The 16210-nt window shown below is 42.9% G+C and carries 18 protein-coding genes; 10 read left to right on the forward strand and 8 right to left on the reverse strand.

Annotation, left to right across the window (positions count from 1 at the left end):
• Nucleotides 1-17: 17 nt before the first annotated feature.
• Nucleotides 18-1727, reverse strand: coding sequence for a 2-succinyl-5-enolpyruvyl-6-hydroxy-3-cyclohexene-1-carboxylic-acid synthase (gene menD, locus O9334_RS22005; RefSeq protein ID WP_288002545.1), 1710 nt, complete (start codon nt 1725-1727; stop codon nt 18-20).
• A 294-nt stretch (nt 1728-2021) separates the two neighbouring features.
• Between menD and O9334_RS22010 the strand changes: the two genes are divergently transcribed.
• Entirely contained in the window at nt 2022-2432 is a 411-nt protein-coding gene (locus tag O9334_RS22010) for a M67 family metallopeptidase (protein ID WP_045358407.1), read from the forward strand.
• Nucleotides 2433-2645: 213 nt separating this feature from the next.
• Here the strand turns inward: O9334_RS22010 and O9334_RS22015 are convergent, their stop codons facing one another.
• From O9334_RS22015 to rplU, 3 genes are all read right to left on the reverse strand, one after another.
• Nucleotides 2646-3578 (reverse strand): phytanoyl-CoA dioxygenase family protein, encoded by a 933-nt coding sequence (locus tag O9334_RS22015; RefSeq protein WP_288002548.1) that lies wholly within the window; start codon nt 3576-3578, stop codon nt 2646-2648.
• 146 nt (nt 3579-3724) lie between these two features.
• Nucleotides 3725-3994, reverse strand: a complete 270-nt coding sequence (rpmA, locus tag O9334_RS22020) for a 50S ribosomal protein L27 (protein WP_002744094.1) — start codon at nt 3992-3994, stop codon at nt 3725-3727.
• Nucleotides 3995-4028: 34 nt separating this feature from the next.
• Nucleotides 4029-4418, reverse strand: a complete 390-nt coding sequence (gene rplU / locus O9334_RS22025) for a 50S ribosomal protein L21 (protein ID WP_045358409.1) — start codon at nt 4416-4418, stop codon at nt 4029-4031.
• Nucleotides 4419-4613: 195 nt separating this feature from the next.
• Here rplU and murQ point away from each other — a divergent pair, with 195 nt between their 5' ends.
• From murQ to O9334_RS22070, 9 genes are all read left to right on the forward strand, one after another.
• Nucleotides 4614-5534 (forward strand): N-acetylmuramic acid 6-phosphate etherase, encoded by a 921-nt coding sequence (gene murQ / locus O9334_RS22030; protein ID WP_045358410.1) that lies wholly within the window; start codon nt 4614-4616, stop codon nt 5532-5534.
• Between the two features lie 27 nt (nt 5535-5561).
• A complete protein-coding gene (locus tag O9334_RS22035; protein WP_288002552.1) occupies nt 5562-7052 on the forward strand; it encodes a site-2 protease family protein in 1491 nt (496 codons plus the stop codon).
• A 180-nt stretch (nt 7053-7232) separates the two neighbouring features.
• Complete coding sequence (locus tag O9334_RS22040) at nt 7233-7631, forward strand: DUF4164 domain-containing protein (RefSeq protein ID WP_002800640.1); 399 nt, start codon at nt 7233-7235, stop codon at nt 7629-7631.
• Nucleotides 7632-7958: 327 nt separating this feature from the next.
• Nucleotides 7959-8537 carry an esterase/lipase family protein gene (locus O9334_RS22045; RefSeq protein ID WP_002800639.1) on the forward strand — a complete coding sequence of 193 codons (579 nt, stop codon included), beginning with the start codon at nt 7959-7961 and terminating at the stop codon, nt 8535-8537.
• 94 nt (nt 8538-8631) lie between these two features.
• Nucleotides 8632-8970, forward strand: a complete 339-nt coding sequence (locus O9334_RS22050; RefSeq protein WP_045358413.1) for a ssr2422 family thylakoid membrane protein — start codon at nt 8632-8634, stop codon at nt 8968-8970.
• A 69-nt stretch (nt 8971-9039) separates the two neighbouring features.
• Nucleotides 9040-9498, forward strand: coding sequence for a 50S ribosomal protein L9 (gene rplI / locus O9334_RS22055; RefSeq protein WP_045358414.1), 459 nt, complete (start codon nt 9040-9042; stop codon nt 9496-9498).
• A gap of 99 nt (nt 9499-9597) precedes the next feature.
• The gene (locus O9334_RS22060; protein ID WP_288002555.1) at nt 9598-10182 is read left to right on the forward strand and encodes a chromophore lyase CpcT/CpeT; all 585 of its coding nucleotides are present in this window, start codon (nt 9598-9600) and stop codon (nt 10180-10182) included.
• 22 nt (nt 10183-10204) lie between these two features.
• Complete coding sequence (gene xth, locus O9334_RS22065; RefSeq protein ID WP_288002558.1) at nt 10205-11005, forward strand: exodeoxyribonuclease III; 801 nt, start codon at nt 10205-10207, stop codon at nt 11003-11005.
• Nucleotides 11006-11143: 138 nt separating this feature from the next.
• On the forward strand, nt 11144-11698 hold the full coding sequence (locus O9334_RS22070; RefSeq protein ID WP_045358417.1) for a hypothetical protein: 555 nt from the start codon (nt 11144-11146) through the stop codon (nt 11696-11698).
• Here O9334_RS22070 and O9334_RS22075 read toward each other — a convergent pair whose 3' ends face one another.
• The 4 genes from O9334_RS22075 to O9334_RS22090 form a co-directional block, all read right to left on the reverse strand.
• The gene (locus O9334_RS22075; protein ID WP_002763627.1) at nt 11699-12016 is read right to left on the reverse strand and encodes a hypothetical protein; all 318 of its coding nucleotides are present in this window, start codon (nt 12014-12016) and stop codon (nt 11699-11701) included.
• 119 nt (nt 12017-12135) lie between these two features.
• Complete coding sequence (gene crtR / locus O9334_RS22080; RefSeq protein WP_045358418.1) at nt 12136-13029, reverse strand: beta-carotene hydroxylase; 894 nt, start codon at nt 13027-13029, stop codon at nt 12136-12138.
• 244 nt (nt 13030-13273) lie between these two features.
• Entirely contained in the window at nt 13274-14299 is a 1026-nt protein-coding gene (locus O9334_RS22085) for a thiamine phosphate synthase (RefSeq protein ID WP_045358419.1), read from the reverse strand.
• Nucleotides 14300-14328: 29 nt separating this feature from the next.
• Nucleotides 14329-14934 (reverse strand): IS607 family transposase, encoded by a 606-nt coding sequence (locus O9334_RS22090; protein WP_190380513.1) that lies wholly within the window; start codon nt 14932-14934, stop codon nt 14329-14331.
• Nucleotides 14935-16210 lie beyond the last annotated feature (1276 nt).

Consider the following 16210-nt stretch of genomic DNA (forward strand, 5'->3'; position numbering starts at 1 on the left):
CCCTACTTCCCCACACCCTACACATAATTACTGAGGAACCATTGAGCATTAAAAGCTCGATCGCAGGATATTTCTAGTAATCTTATCCCTGATTCCGGCAAAACTGCGATTTTTTGCTTAAAATCAGTCCAATCGCTGATTAAATGGTAATCGATACCGTAGGTGCGACAGAGTTGGCAAAAGTCGATATTTTGGGGAGTGGCAAAAAATTCTTCAAAGGGAGGGTCAAATTTGGCGATCGGCAACATCTGGAAAATGCCTCCCCCCTTGTTATTGATTAAAATTATGGTCAAGGAGCCAACAAAATATTTTTTGATTAAAAAACCATTTGTGTCGTGTAATAGGGCTAAATCTCCCGTTAATAGCAGACTGGGGACATTTTTATAAGCTATTCCTATCGCAGTGGAGAGGTTGCCGTCGATGCCATTGGCCCCGCGGTTAAAATAGGGACGAATTTGGCGATCGCTAGGCGGGTTAAAAAACTCGGCATAGCGAACAGGCATACTATTAGAGATAAAGATCGGGGTGCGGGGGGGGAGGTATTGGGAGAGCAGCCAGGGGATTTTCCCTTCAATCAGTTTAGTTTCTGCTGCCAAAAGGCGATCGATGGTTAATCTGGCTTGCTGGTCGAATTTTTGCCATAATTGCCGATATTCTCGGTTATTATGGGTTTGATCTGGGAATAAATCCCCTAATTGCTCGATATTTACCCTGAGATGTCCGGTTTTTCCCTGTAGAGGATCGTAATTATCGGGATGGGGATCGATAATCCAGCGCGGACAGTCGATTTCTTCTAACCAGGTCCGTAATTCTTTGCTGGTGGGTAATTCGCCAATTTGCAGGACAACATCGGGGGTTAATTGGGTCCTAAGGGCAGGATTCCGCAATAATAAATCATAGGTGGTGATGAGATGGGGATTTAACCCTGCATAGTTTCGCAGAGGAGATAAAGCTTCCGCTAAGACGGGATATTGTTGCGATCGGGCTAAATTAGCGATCGCCTGACAGTAACTTTCAGGGTTTTGCGGGGAAGCTAATCCCGCGATGATAATTCCTTTGGAGGGTAAAGAATTAATTTGGAGAATTGAGTGGTTAATAGGGATATTTTGCCGAGATATATGGCTAAAAAAAGCTTCTTGGTCAAAATTAGCTTCTAAATTGTTAATTTCTAGATCGGGAGTTGGTGCGAGGGGCTCCCGAAATGGTAAGTTCAGATGCACCACTCCGGGGACAGGATCGAGACAGCGCAACCACGCGTGGATGATAGTTTGACGGAGATAGCGTAAACGCTCGATATTGGCACTAGGACAGCTAATTTCCGCTTGCCAGTTGGGATAATTACCGTAGAGTTTGACTTGATCGATAGTCTGACCGGCGTGAGCATGACGCAATTCTGGGGGGCGATCGGCGGTTAGAATTAATAAAGGGACATGACTTTCTTTTGCTTCAATGACTGCGGGATAAAAATTAGCCGTGGCAGTGCCAGAAGTGCAGACTAAAACCACCGGTTGAGATAATTGTTTGGCTAATCCCAGGGCAAAAAAAGCGGCCGAGCGCTCGTCTAAGATGGGAATAGCTTCAATCTGGGGATGTCTTGCCAAGGCTACCGTTAAAGGAGTCGATCGCGATCCGGGAGAAACCACCCCTATCTTCAATCCCAAACGGGCCAATGTTTCGACTAAAATAGAACCCCAAAGTGTATTAAGATTGCGAAAATCGAGCGACATTTATCAGTTCAGTGCAAAGGTTAGGGGACAATAAGTTAAAGAGTCTATTAATAAATTTAACATTGGCCGGAACTGGCCAAGAATAAGTTATTTCTGAGTCAGCGATGCAGAAGTTATTAAAAGAGAGCGAAGGCAATTGGCCACTACAATAATATTATGGAGCCAATGGTAGGGGCGCATCGCGTACGGACAAAATGTCCTATAGATATTTCGACCAAATTGAGATACACCCAGTTTTAAAGTTCCCTATATCCAAAGCAAACTAACATCAATAGGTTTTGAAAATTTTCCATTATGATCCTGATTACAGACCAAATTTACCAGCGCATTTTCACCCACGCAGAATCCACCTATCCCGAAGAATGTTGTGGGTTACTCCTGGGAAAAATTACCGAAACAGCAGCCCAAGTGATCACCGTGCAAACCACAGAAAATAACTGGTCAGGTAATAGGAAAAACCGCTTTAGTATTGCCACAGAAGTGCTTTTACAAGCTCAAAAATCGGCGCGGGAAAACCAGCTAGAAATTATCGGTATCTATCATTCCCACCCCGATCATGCCGCCATTCCCTCGGAAATAGATCGCCAATTAGCCTGGTCAGGATATACTTATTTAATTGTCTCTGTAGTTTCAGGGAAAGCGATCGATTTACAAGCTTGGCAACTGGACGAAGGCGAACAATTTCAACCGGTAAAAATATTGTAGTCTGGTTGGAAATACCTGCTTTCCACCCACCAGCAATCGATTTAATCGGGGTCGATCATCTCTGGATTGATTTTAGTCAACCTCGTTTTTTCCCCCGATTTTTCCCAGGCAAAAGTGCAATGGCATCCACGGGTATTATGCCTAGGAATAGGTGGCAGCCGTGGGACTGGGTTGGCTCTCTTTTTCCTTTTTAGAAGGAGTGGTAAATTAATCTTACCAATTAAAAGGACCTAAAGCCCGATCGTTGTAATCGCCACCCTCGGCAATAAAATGAATTACCATCGATTTACGGGTTAGCAGGGTATTATTAATCTTCCCACCACCGTGAATTAACATTCCGTGCCAGAGAAGAATCTCTCCTTTTTTAGCAGTAAATGATTGACAGTCATAATTCTGAGCGCGCCGGTTAACATAATCTTGGTATTCGGGAATTTTATCGGCAGTAATATTTTTCAGATTGATGGCGGGATAGTCTGGAAAAAAGTCAGTTACTTTGATATTTTTATGAGATTTAGGATAAAAAATTAGCGGGCCAGCATCGGCGGAAATATCTTCCAAGGCAATCCAAACACCGACTAAATGATTAGTAGGATGAACATAAAAAACTGCCATATCCTCGTGCAGCCCCTGCTCTGTACCGTGCAGGAAGTTGATGGAATATCTCGGTTCGCAGGATTTGCCAATAATTAAATTAACTAAATCTCTCAGATTTTGATTGTCAAAAATTGCTCGAGCAGCGGGGGAAATCTCATGAAAGGCATGGAGTCGCCAAATAGAATTAACTAAGGCTTTTCTTTGCTCGATATCTAGGGCTAAAACCTGTTCATGACTTAAACTCGTTGGTAAATTTTCTGCTTGAATGCCTTCAATTCTTAATCCAGGGATAGCCGATTCTAGGAAAAATAAATCGGCTAATTCTGCTACTAAATTATCGATCGCCGTTGCGGGAATTAAATCTTTGACAATACAATAACCCAATTCTCGCCAATGGTTGAGGAGTTGATATTCTCGTTCGGAAATTCGCCGTTGTTGACGAGCTTTTTGCAGGGATTTTTCCGCTCGCGAGCGATCCAACCAGGGTAATTCGGCAGTAGAATTGAAAGACCAGGGCAAATTTTTGAAGATATCGGCAATTTTAAAAATCATGGTGAGTCCATCTTTTCCGAGCTACTTTCGGACTATTTTAATCCATGAGTGTTCGGTCTAGTCTGTCAACAGATATAAATTATTTGAAAAACCCCCTAGGATGAATTAGGAGGTTACAGGGAAAAAATTAATCAGAAGTAATGTGCTTAACTAGCGCTAACTTCAGCGGGATAAACGCTAACTTGACGGCGACTTTTATCCTTGTATTCAAATTTGACCACACCATCAATTAAAGCGAATAAAGTATCATCGCCACCACGACCAACATTTTTACCCGGGTGAACTTTAGTACCCCGTTGACGGATGAGAATATTTCCCGCTTTTACCACTTGACCACCGTAGCGCTTAACGCCTAGTCTCTGGGAACGAGAATCGCGTCCGTTGCGGGTACTACCCGTACCTTTCTTATGAGCCATAATTTCTCTCCAAATGCTTTTTTGATTCTAAAAGTTATTCTTCTTCATCGCTACTATCTTCTACAACTTCAGCGACGGAGGTAGCAGCAGTGGCGACTAGGGTTTTACCGTTATAATTGATTGAATCAATCATAAAACGGGTAATTTCTTGACGATGACCGCGTTTTTTACGGGTTTTCTTTTTCGGGCGCATTTTATAGACAATAACTTTTTTGCCCCGACGATGTTGCATGACAGTCCCTGCCACGGTGGCCCCTTCGATAAAGGGCTGACCGATGCTAATATCATCCTCATCATGGATTAATAGCACTTTGTCGATGGTATGGGTACTTTGTTCATCGACGGGAAGAAGTTCGATATCGTAATAGCGACCGGGTTCTACCCGAATCTGTTTGCCACCGGTCTCAATAATTGCGTAACTCATAAATTTTCTGCGCTCGTTTTGCCGTACAGGTAGCTGAAAAAAATTCCAGCTTTTGTGCTAATGTCTTCACCTGATCCGAGCAGGAATTGACACAATTTACTATTATCTAATATTCGGGCGGCAATTGTCAAGCTTTTTACCCACCGATTGGCTATATACTGAAAATAATCTTACGAAAAGCTCAATTAAACCGTTATGGAACAGTGGGAAAGCAGAGGACACCTGTTAACCGAACAAATTAACCCAAACAGCCTAAATTTAGACCAATTAAACCCGCTCGAATTGGTGGATATCTTCAATCGCGAGGATGCCCAAACCCTGAAGGCGATCGCCATGGCCCGGCAAGAATTGGCCCTAGCGATCTCTCTGACCGGTCAAGCTCTGGCTAAAGGTGGCAGACTCTTTTACATTGGGGCGGGAACCAGTGGCCGGCTGGGGGTTTTGGACGCGGCCGAATGTCCTCCCACCTTCTGCACTCCCCCGGAATTGGTACAGGGAATTATTGCCGGTGGAGCGGCGGCGCTGGTGCGTAGTTCCGAAGATTTGGAGGATAAAGCGGAAGATGGGGCGACGATTATTGCCCAGCGAGAAATTCACGAATTAGACGTGGTAGTGGGGATTACCGCCGGGGGGACAACCCCCTACGTTCACGGGGCTTTACAGGCGGCAAAACAGCGCGGTGCGACAACGATTGCCATTAGTTGTGTCCCCGCCGAACAAGTGGAGATCGCGGTGGATGTGGATATCCGGTTATTGACCGGACCGGAACTTTTGGCCGGCTCCACACGGCTGAAAGCGGGAACGGTGACGAAAATGGCTTTAAATATCCTCTCCACAGGGACAATGGTAATGTTAGGCAAGGTTTACGGCAACCAGATGGTCGATGTGGCAGTTACTAATCATAAACTCCATGACCGCGCCCTGCGGATTATCTGCAACCTTACCGATGTTAGTCGCCAGGAAGCGGCAATTTTACTGGAAAAAAGTGGCCGCCGGGTTAAACTGGCTTTGTTAATGCAGAAAACGGGACTTTCGGCGGCGGCAGGACAAGAATTGTTACAAAAGCATCGGGGTCAATTACGGGCTGCCCTGCAAGCTTATAATCAAATTGATTGATAAAAACCTATTGATTTTGACTTTCCTATGGTTAATATTTCTTCGGAAATTGCCGCGATCGCTGTTATTTTCCTCGTCGCTGGCGCTATCTTGACTTGGAGTTTTTATCGGGCTAAACCCTACGGCCAACTGGGAATTTTAGCTTGGTTACAATCCTTGGTCTTAATAGCTCCTTGGTTAATTTTTTTCGGGCTATTTGCGGCGGGAATTTATCTCAATCTAGCGGTAATTCTCTTTTTACTGGTTGCTTCCACCATTATCTATATTTATTTGGGCAACCGTTTACGCTTACTGAAAACCAATCAGATAATTGAACCGAAAGTTAACCCGGCAGTTAGCGAGTCCGTTACTCCTCTAGAAATCCCGGCATCGGTGACAGCAATTGTACCGGATGTGATTCCAATTCCCGAAGAGGATTTAAAAGTTATTCAGAGTATTTTTGGGATAGATACTTTTTTTGCCACCGAGACTATCTCTTTTCAGGAAGGGGCAATTTTTAAAGGCAATTTACGGGGAGAACCAGATATCGTTCACTCTCGCTTAAACCAGAAATTAAGCGATCATTTTGGCGATAAATATCGTTTATTTCTGGTGGAAGGAACCGAGGAAAAACCTGTGGTAATTATCCTTCCCAAAACTAACGAGCCTAGTCCTGCCACTCTTGCTCAAAAAAATCTCTCTTTAGTTTTGTTAGTAGCCACCATTGTCACCAGCTTAGAAGCGGCGGGAATTTTATTGGGTTTTGATTTGTTTAGTAATTGGCAGAGGTATCAAGAAGCGATTCCCCTGAGTTTGGGTTTATGGTCGGTATTAATTGCCCACGAAATCGGTCATCTAATTATCGCTAAACGCCATAATATTCGTCTCAGTTTACCCTATTTTCTTCCCACTTGGCAGATTGGTTCTTTTGGGGCAATTACTCGTTTTGAATCTTTATTACCTAACCGCAGTGTTCTATTTGATATAGCTTTCGCCGGTCCTGCTTTGGGAGGTTTGGTTTCTTTAATCTTGTTAATCGTTGGACTGACTTTATCTAATTCGGCCAGCCTTTTTCAAATCCCTAGTACCTTTTTCCAAAGTTCAATTTTAGTGGGTTCTTTAGCGCGGATAGTTTTGGGCGACGAGTTACAAAATGCCGTTATCTCCGTCCATCCTTTAACTGTTATCGGTTGGTTGGGATTGGTGATTACCGCCCTTAATTTACTGCCCGCCGGACAGTTAGATGGTGGCAGAATTGTTCAGGCTATTTATGGTCGCAAAATTGCCCGCCGCACCACTGTGGCCACTTTGGTCATTTTGGGCATTATTTCCTTAGTTAATCCCAGTAATCCCATTCCTCTCTATTGGACAATTTTAGTCGCTTTTTTACAAAGAGAGTTGGAAAGACCGAGTTTAAACGAGTTAACCGAACCCGATGACACCCGCGCCGGTTGGGGTTTATTACTACTCTTTTTAATGTTGGCGACTCTGATTCCTTTAAGCCCTAGTTTAGCGGGACGGTTAGGCATCGGTGGCTAAATACTTCCCCGAAATTCTTGCCATTGATTGCCGTCAAAAAAAAGCTTGACAAAAACTCAAGTCTTGACTTATAATTTTCTTATAATGGGAATCCGTGTCCGCCTATAGACCCCTGATTTTTCCGTAAAATATAGCCTCCAGCATTTACCCCTGAAGATTTGACTTTTGGAGTTGCTCAAAATGTCTAACGAAACTGTCACTTATTCCCTAGAAGCTGTCCTGACAAGGATTGAGGGGAAAATCGACTCTCTGGAAAAACGCCTTGACGAGAAAATCGACTCTCTGGAAAAACGTATTGACGAGAAAATCGACTCTCTGGAAAAACGTATTGATGAGAAAATCGACTCTCTGGAAAACCGTATTGACGAGAGATTTGACAAGATAGAAGACCGGTTAACTAAAGTAGAAATAGGACAGGCCGAACTCAAGGGAGATATTAAAGCTTTAGACGAAAAAATCAATGGATTAACTGCAAGGGTTGCCTATCAGGAATTCACCAATCGAGGGATTCTGATAGCATTGGTGGTCGCTATTTTAGGAGGTGCCGCTAAACTTTTTGGTTTTTTCCCTAATCCTTAGAAGTTGCCGGCAGCCGTACCTAGTAAGTAGTCGTGCAAAATTAATTTCCTAGTCGAGACGGTCGTCAGGAGACGGTCGTCAGGAGACAGGAGACGGTCGTCAGGAGACATGAGACAGGATACGGGATAAGGGATACAGCTATTAGGGATCGGATTTGAGTTTTCAGTTCACTGTTTACTGATCACAGCAGAAGTCTGACGGAGTAGTGGCTTAGATGTGTAATTAATTGTGCTTAGATACTTAGATAGGCTCTCCCCAAAAATTTTTCGCTCATTACCCCGATCATTTGTTAGAATAGATTCAGAATTCAAGGATAAAACCTCATCTATGAATCCCGTTGTTTTGGTGCATGGTTTTCTGGACACTACGGCTGTTTTTAAACCGATGAGCGAGTATTTAAACTATCATGGTTGGCAGGTGCATAGTTTTAACCTAATTCCCAATCATGGTTACGAAAAGTTAGAAGTTTTAGCCGGTCAGGTGGACAATTATATCGAGAAAAACTTTGCTAAAGAGCAGAAAGTAGATCTGATTGGGTTTAGTATGGGAGGATTAATTACCCGCTACTACCTGCAAAGATTAGGAGGGGTGGCAAGAGTGCAACGTTACCTAAATATTTCTGCCCCGAATCGAGGCACTTTAACCGCGTATAGTTTACCCTTAGATGGGATTAGACAAATGCAGCCGGGGAGTCAATTTCTAGAGGATTTAAATCAAGATTGTCAACAAATTTTAAATAAAATTAAAACCACAATTATCTGGACTCCCTACGATTTAATGATATTTCCCGCCCATAGTTCCCGTTTATCGGTGGGCAAAGAAATTTCGATTCCCGTATTGCTTCATGCTTGGATGGTCAAAGATAGCAAAGTCTTAACAACAATTAAAGAGACCTTATTAGAATAGAAATACTGGTTGTCTCCAACACTTGAACAAGGTCAAAATATTACCGACAAAAAAGTTAATTTTTATCAAAAAAGCTTGACTTAAGGTTATAATTGTGCTAGGCGATCAAATTCCCCTAGGTGTCACCATGTCCACTCAAGAACCCACCCTAACCGATGTTCTCAACGAATTGAAAAGCTTCCAAACAGCAGTAAATCAACGTTTTGAAGCGATAGACCAACGTTTTGAGGAAATAGACCAACGCTTTCAGGAAATAGACCAAAGATTAGACAAGCTCGACTATAAATTTGACACCTACGAAAAAGCCTCCGAGAAAGTGCTGAGATTAGCCACGACAATTATTATCGCGGCCGCCACCGTAGCGGTTTTACCCTCGGCCTTTCAGGCAATCGGCCCCCTATTAACCCAGATCATCGCCGCCGGCAATAACTAACTTGTGATCAACACTTGACGATTGCATGGTATGATAGGGGTTTTGGAACTATTGTTTTAGGTCAAGATCATGGCGAAACGAATGCAGGTTATCCTCAATCAAAAAGTCAGCAAATTAGGTGAAAATGGCGATGTGGTGGAAGTGGCCCCCGGTTATGCGCGCAATTACCTTATCCCCCAAGGTGTGGCCGTTTTAGCCACCAAGGGCGCGATTAAACAGGCAGAATTTAGGAAAGAAAAAGAGCGTCAACGTCTCCTCGCTGAAAAACAAGAAGCGGAAACCAGAAAAACTGCGATCGAAAAACTCAGTCCCTACACCATCCCTAAACAGGTGGGTGAAAACGAGGCAATTTTCGGTACTGTCACCAGTCAAGATGTGGCTACGGTTATTCTAGAAAATGCTAAATTAGAAATCGATCGCCGTGGTCTTACCGTCCCCGATATCGGTCAATTGGGAGTCTATAAAGTACAAGTCAAACTCCATCCCGAAGTGAGTGCCGATATCGAAATTAAAGTAATCGCACAATAACAATTATCGGGCCATAGTTATCAGTAATCAGTGAAAACTTATCAGAGCGATTAACTAGCTGATGGCTGATAGCTAATAGCCATTCACATCTCAAAAATTATGACTCATTCCACGGATCTAAAAACCCTAGCGCGCTGGATGGCGGCGGATTTTAGTAATCAAGAACAAGCTTTTGCTAATCCGCCTTTTTTTGCCCATATTCGCGTGTGTATGCGTCCTTTACCCGATGAATTACTGAAGGGAACCAGTTTGTTTTTAGAACAGGCCTACGATTTTATGCTCAATACTCCCTATCGTTTGCGAGTATTTAAATTATCGGTAGTCGATGATCATATTGAACTAGAAAACTTTAAAGTTAAAGAGGAAGCTAACTTTTTTGGTGCTTCTAGAGAACCCCAGCGTCTCAAAAATCTCACCTTAGACTTATTAGAACCGATGCTGGGTTGTGATATGAATGTCACTTGGACAGGTAACAGTTTTAAAGGGGTGGTGAAACCGGGTAAACAATGTTTAGTCTTTCGCAAAGATAGAATGACTTATTTAGATAATAGTTTTGAAATTAGTGAACGGGGATTAATTAGCGTTGATCGCGGTTTAGATCCCGAAACCGATCAATTAGTCTGGGGTTCGATCGCCGGTCCCTTTGAGTTTGTGCGTCGCAGTAGTTTTGCTGAGGAAGTGTGAGAAAAATTCTCGGTTTTTAGCTATGAAAATCGCCACATGGAATGTCAACTCGATTCGCAGCCGACAAGAGCAGGTAATTAACTGGTTACAACTCAATCCCGTTGAGGTTTTGTGCTTGCAAGAAACCAAGGTAATCGATCGAGATTTTCCCAGAGAAGCTTTTGAATCTTTGGGTTATCATCTCTATATTTCTGGACAAAAAGCCTATAATGGTGTGGCGATTTTTAGCCAAAAACCCCTGGAGGATATCACTGTGGGATTTAGTCCAATTATCGGCGAAAATTTAACGGGAGAACTAGACGAACAGAAACGGGTAATTACTGGAGTAATCGGCGATATTAGGATTATCAATCTCTACGTTCCTAATGGTTCTTCCCTAGATAGTGACAAGTATATTTATAAGCTTAAATGGTTAGAAACTCTTAGGAAATATCTAGATAAAATTATTAATTCTCAACCGGAAGAATTATGTATCTGTGGTGATTTTAATATTGCCTTAGAAGATAAAGATATTTATGATCCCAAAGGCAAAGAAAATCATATTATGTCTTCAGCTAAAGAAAGAGAAGCTTTAGAAAAGGTCTTAGAAATTGGTTTACAAGATGCCTTTAGAAAATTCACCTCGGCCGAGGGACATTATAGTTGGTGGGATTATCGCAGCGGCGGTTTTGCTCGTAACCGAGGTTGGCGAATTGATCATCTTTATTTAACTCCTCAGCTATACGAAAAAGCCGTTAATTGTCTGATTGATCGAGAACCCAGGAAACAAGAAAAACCTAGCGATCATACCCCTGTTATTCTGGAAATATCAAGCCCAAAATAGCTAAAGGATCAACCTAGACTTTGCACAGCCAGAATTTTGCTCTCTTAGCTTCCCTAACCAGGGACTTTCAGCTTGAGGATTTATTCGGTAACGAGAAAATGCTATGATTCGGGTTGAATTTACCAAGTTTATTAAATTATGCGTTCTCCCCAATTAATTGTTCTATTGCTCGGTTTATCCCTTCTCCCTGGCATCTCCCCCCCTTTTGTCCATGCTAATCCCTCGATAGTGCCAGTGAAACAATCGAGTAATCGCGATGGGGGACAAACAATCAAGGAAGCGGAAATTAAAGCAATGATTCAAGACATTGAAACTGCTATTAAAGATAAAAATATCGCCCTAATCCTCAAACACTATGCCCCGTTTATTTCCTCGCAATTGACCATTAAAACCGATGCTAGTACCGAAATTTTTGAGTTAAATGGCATCACGGAACATAAAATATTTTTAGAGGAATCCTACAAAAATATTAAAAGTATGGAGGTTCTTTCTGAGAATTGGGATGTGGATATTCTTGCAAATAACGAGATGGCGATGATCACTCGCGAGCGGGTAGTCAATATTACCAACACCGAGGGTGATAACTATATAGTGGCATCGGAAGCGGTGGCTAAAGTCGCTCCCATCGACGGCAAATTGAGGATCTTTTCCATTCAAGAAACCGCCGAAGTGGGACGCAGACCGAAAAAATAATCAACCTCTCCGATTGGGACTGGACCAACCCGACTCCCGCCGTCTTCGTCCCTCGATAAAACCGTCATCGTAGTCTCTGGAATTGCGCGGATTATCATAGCGGGCAAAGTTAAACCCGTCCTCTAGTCCGCGCTGAAATTCTTGCTCTGGTGGCACAAATCGATAACGTTGTCTATTATCTTGTACCGCCCGGTTGATTAACAAAGCCCCCGCTCCAATACCAACGGCCTCACCAAAGGTTAAAGACTTAGCATAATCGATGTTAATTGTCAAGAAAGTTGTTGTTAAAATTAAGGCTTTTCCCCAATGTTGACCCATAAAATCCTCCTTCAAAAAATCAAGTTGACAACAAAACCAGTACAGATACAGAGTTTCTCATAAAATCGACCCCCGACTTGCCAAAACGAAAACCTTGTACCTCACCATTACGATAACTGCTATGAGCTAGATTTAGAAGAATGGGAGTGAAAGCGAATCCCCAAGAAGACATCGTAGAGGAAACTCCAGAAATTCTTACCTTGCAGTAAACCTAAAGACTGTTCACACTCTTTCGCATCTAAAAGCGGTTTAGTGGCATAGTATGCCGGTTGGTATTTGTACCAAGGAATCGACGGCCAGAGATGATGCACGAGATGATAATTCTGGCCTAAAATCAGCAGATTTAAGAGGGAACTGGGGTAAACGCGGGCATTTTTCCAACGATTGCGCTCTTGGAAAGGACGATGGGGGAGATAATCGAAAAATAAACCGAGGGCAATTCCCACCACTAAAGCGGGAACAAACCAAAAATTCATCACATAGCCAATAAAACCGTATTGACAGGCGACGATGACTATGGTAGCCACAAAAAGACGACTGAGGAACCATTCCAGCAGTTCGTATTTCCGCCAGAGTTGCCGCTTAAAAAAGAAAATCTCGTGATAAAAAAATCTGGCCGCAATCATCCACAAAGGGCCACCAGTGGAGACAAAATGATCCGGATCATTTTCGGGATCGTTAACGTGCGCGTGGTGCTGTAAATGGACTCTCGTGAAGACCGGAAAGGCAAAACCGAGCATTAAAGCACTGCCATGACCTAAAATAGCATTAAATATCCGATTGCTATGGGCAGAATTATGAGAGGCATCGTGGATAACTGTCCCCGATAAATGTAAAGCGAGGACATTAGCACTAAAACAAATCCAGTCGGGCCAAGACCATAGCCAATAGCCACAGGTAGATAGGGTTATTAGGCTCAAGGCACTAAAAAACATGGTAACGTTTGGGTTGAAGCCCCCCGGTGGTTTTAAATACTCTTTGGGGACTGTCAGCAACATCTCGGCCGACTGCATTATGGGTGTTGCTCCTTATTGTGTTCGCTTTACTGGCGTAAATTATCATACTACGGCTTTTTCATAAAGTTTTGTAACATTATCTTAATTAATCTAAAGTTATGAAGAAAGTAAGGATTTGTTATATGGTCTTCCCCCCTCAGTCCCCGATTGCTGCGGACGAGAAAAGCCTCAACTCCAATCCCTACTTGCGATTTACTTGAAGAACCCCAAAATCGCTGAAACCCAGTCTCGTGGATAAGATTTATTCAGCCAGCCCTAATTGGTTTAATAATTGTTGTGTCACCACATCGGGATGCTGCGCTTCCATGATCGCCCGGACTACAGCCACCCGTTGCGCTCCTGCCTCTAAAACCTCTTTAATGTTATTACTATCAATACCACCGATCGCAAACCAGGGTAAAGGGCAATTTTCCCGCGCATAACGCACATATTCCAATCCTGCCGGGGTTTTTCCCGCTTTCGTGGGGGTGGCATAAACCGGCCCCACTCCCACATAATCGGCCTTTTCTTGGATTGCTTTGGCCATCTCTTGGGGATTAGTGGTGGACCGACCGATAATTGCCCCGGGGCCGAGAAATTGCCGCGCTAGGGAAATCGGTACATCCTGTTGACCGAGGTGAACACCATCGGCATGAATGGCCTGAGCAATATCGACGCGATCGTTCATAATAAACAAAGCATCGTAACGGTGGCATAACTCACACAGTTTAGCGGCTTCTTCTAAACGAATCGTATCAGCGGCGGTTTTATGGCGGTACTGCACCAATTTTAAACCCCCTTTTAGGGCCAATTCGACGATTTCTAGCAGATTTTCGGCGGGAGAAGTGACTAAATAGAGAGGAGATGCTTGCAGTTTTTCTAGGGGTGGAGAGATTAATAGTTTACTCTCTAGCTGATAAACCCGATAGCGCAGCCGTTTACAGGCTATCCCTAGCTCCAGATCATAGAGTTTACCGTATTCTTCTAAAACCCTGAAAGCCTCCTGTACGCGAGCCAGATTGGCCTGCAGCAGTCCCTCGACAGTCTCCCGGATTTCTTCCCTGGGATGGCTTAAATCCCTACCGATATCCCCGGCCGTGTCCCGATGTAGTTTCAGATCGATCGAGTGCCAACTAGCCAACTGATGGCGCATTTCTTTACATTCTTGGGCTAAATCGGGATTATCTAAGCCAAAACGACACCATTCTTCGATAATTCGCAGTCCTTCTCTGGCCCGGTCAAGGTTAGCATCGAGAATCCGTTTAATCGCCGTAGTTTCTAGTTTCATGAAAAGTCAATGTGGAGTTATTATCGCCGTCAGCGGACATTCTTAAGCATCTCTAGGTATTCCAGTAATTGCTGATGATCTGGGTTATGTAGTGGGTAGAGACGATTGTAACAGATGGTGATCAGGGCTTGCAGATCCTCCACTAAATCCTCAGCACCAATGAATTCATGGGATCGATTGAGGAGAATGACTTGGATTTTAAAGAAACCGCACAAACCCCAAATAAAATCATGACAAAAGCGGCCAACACTTTCCGGATGGATTAAAACTAGACGTTCCAACCCACCGTCACACATCATCTGCACTAGACGCATAAGATTAGGGTGATTGTGGCTGACTCCGTTGCCGATATCGGTGAGAATTTCAAAGGGTTGACCCTGCTGACTACAAAATTCTTCTAGCGCTTTTATCTGAGCTTCTAATTGTTGTTGTTGTTCAGGTCGATTAACACGAGCATAGCCAATAATGTATCGGGTTGCTTGACCAGATTGTAAGAGAGCTTCCCGTCGATAGCGGCGATGACCACCGGGGGTACGAATTGAGCTAATTTTACCCTGTTGTTCCCAGCGTCGGAGAGTTTTAATGCTAACTCCCAGCAAATCCGAGGCTTCTCGAATAGTGATTAGGTTATCCATAGATATAACTCGGTTTTAAATTATAGGATTTTTCAGTCTGTTGAGGTACAAAAGTTATGGGTTTTAGGCAAAAGGCATAAAGGCACAAAGGCAAAAGGCAAAAGGGAAGAAAAATAGTTGTACCTCACTAGCTTAGGAAACGCTAAAAGAAAATTTATTGGGGTATAATTGTCCACCTTTAGACAGGTATTTGTACACTTTTGTCCTACTATGAGCATCATGGGTAAGAATTGAAAAAATTTTAACCTGTTTGTTCCAAGAATGTAGAGTCTTAAGGCTAACCCGAAGCCAATCCCAAGCTTTTCCAGTGGTGATTAAATTATCCATATATATGAATCGGTTTTAAATTTAAAAATTTTATAGGGTAGAATTGTCCAATTTTAGACAGATAGTTGTCCATTTTCATCCTGTGATTAGCTCCCACCCGTGATTGTAGGTGATTGATAAAAATTAATGATACTCCTTTAGATAAACATATTATATGTTTATCTAAGTGTAATTTTGTGTCTTTTTCAAACCTGAGTTTGTTTTTGGGTCGCACGGGTGACACTTTTATAGCAGCAAAGCAAAAAGACCTTGGTGTAGGGATGAATTTCCTTGTCCCATTTACCCCATTTCCCCCTTTTAGGGAATTGATTCTTATGGAACTCCAGTTCTAACGGTCAGAACTATTAAGTTTTATCTTTTGTAACTGTCTTGATTAAGTTTTGTCACTATACAAAAAAGTCTTTTAAACTAGAGCTTGTTTATTTGTCCAACTTTCCCCAAAAAGCTTGGGTATATTTGTCAAGCGTGGGTAATTATTTTAAGAAAAAACTGCCCTAAACTAGACAAAAAAAAATGAAAATATTGCCGAAAAATAATTCTATCAAACAGTTGCTTTTTTGGGAAGGGTTTGTTATGTGTCAAGCCAAACAAAAATTTATCAGCGAGCTTAACGCTTGTCTGCATTTTTTTGACGGCTATTACTACACACAATCAAAGCTGGATAATTCAGTTTAGGGAATTGATTCTTATGGAACTCCAGTTCTAACGGTCAGAACTATAGCGTTTTTCAGTCTGCTGAGGTACAAAAGTTATGGGTTTTAGGCAAAAGGCAAAAGGCAAGAGGCTTCGGCCGTGAGCTCAGCCGAACGGCAAAAGTCAAAAGGGAAGAAAAATATGTGTACCTCACTAGCTTATAGCGGTGTGCAGTCGTATTAGGTACAGTGTCACAAGCTATAAACCATGCTAGGCAAAGCTTGGTCTGTATCTCACTCAAGCGCTTACCGCTATA

Origin of the sequence: Microcystis sp. LE19-8.1F (assembly GCF_027531715.1) — a bacterium.
GTDB lineage: Bacteria > Cyanobacteriota > Cyanobacteriia > Cyanobacteriales > Microcystaceae > Microcystis > Microcystis wesenbergii_A.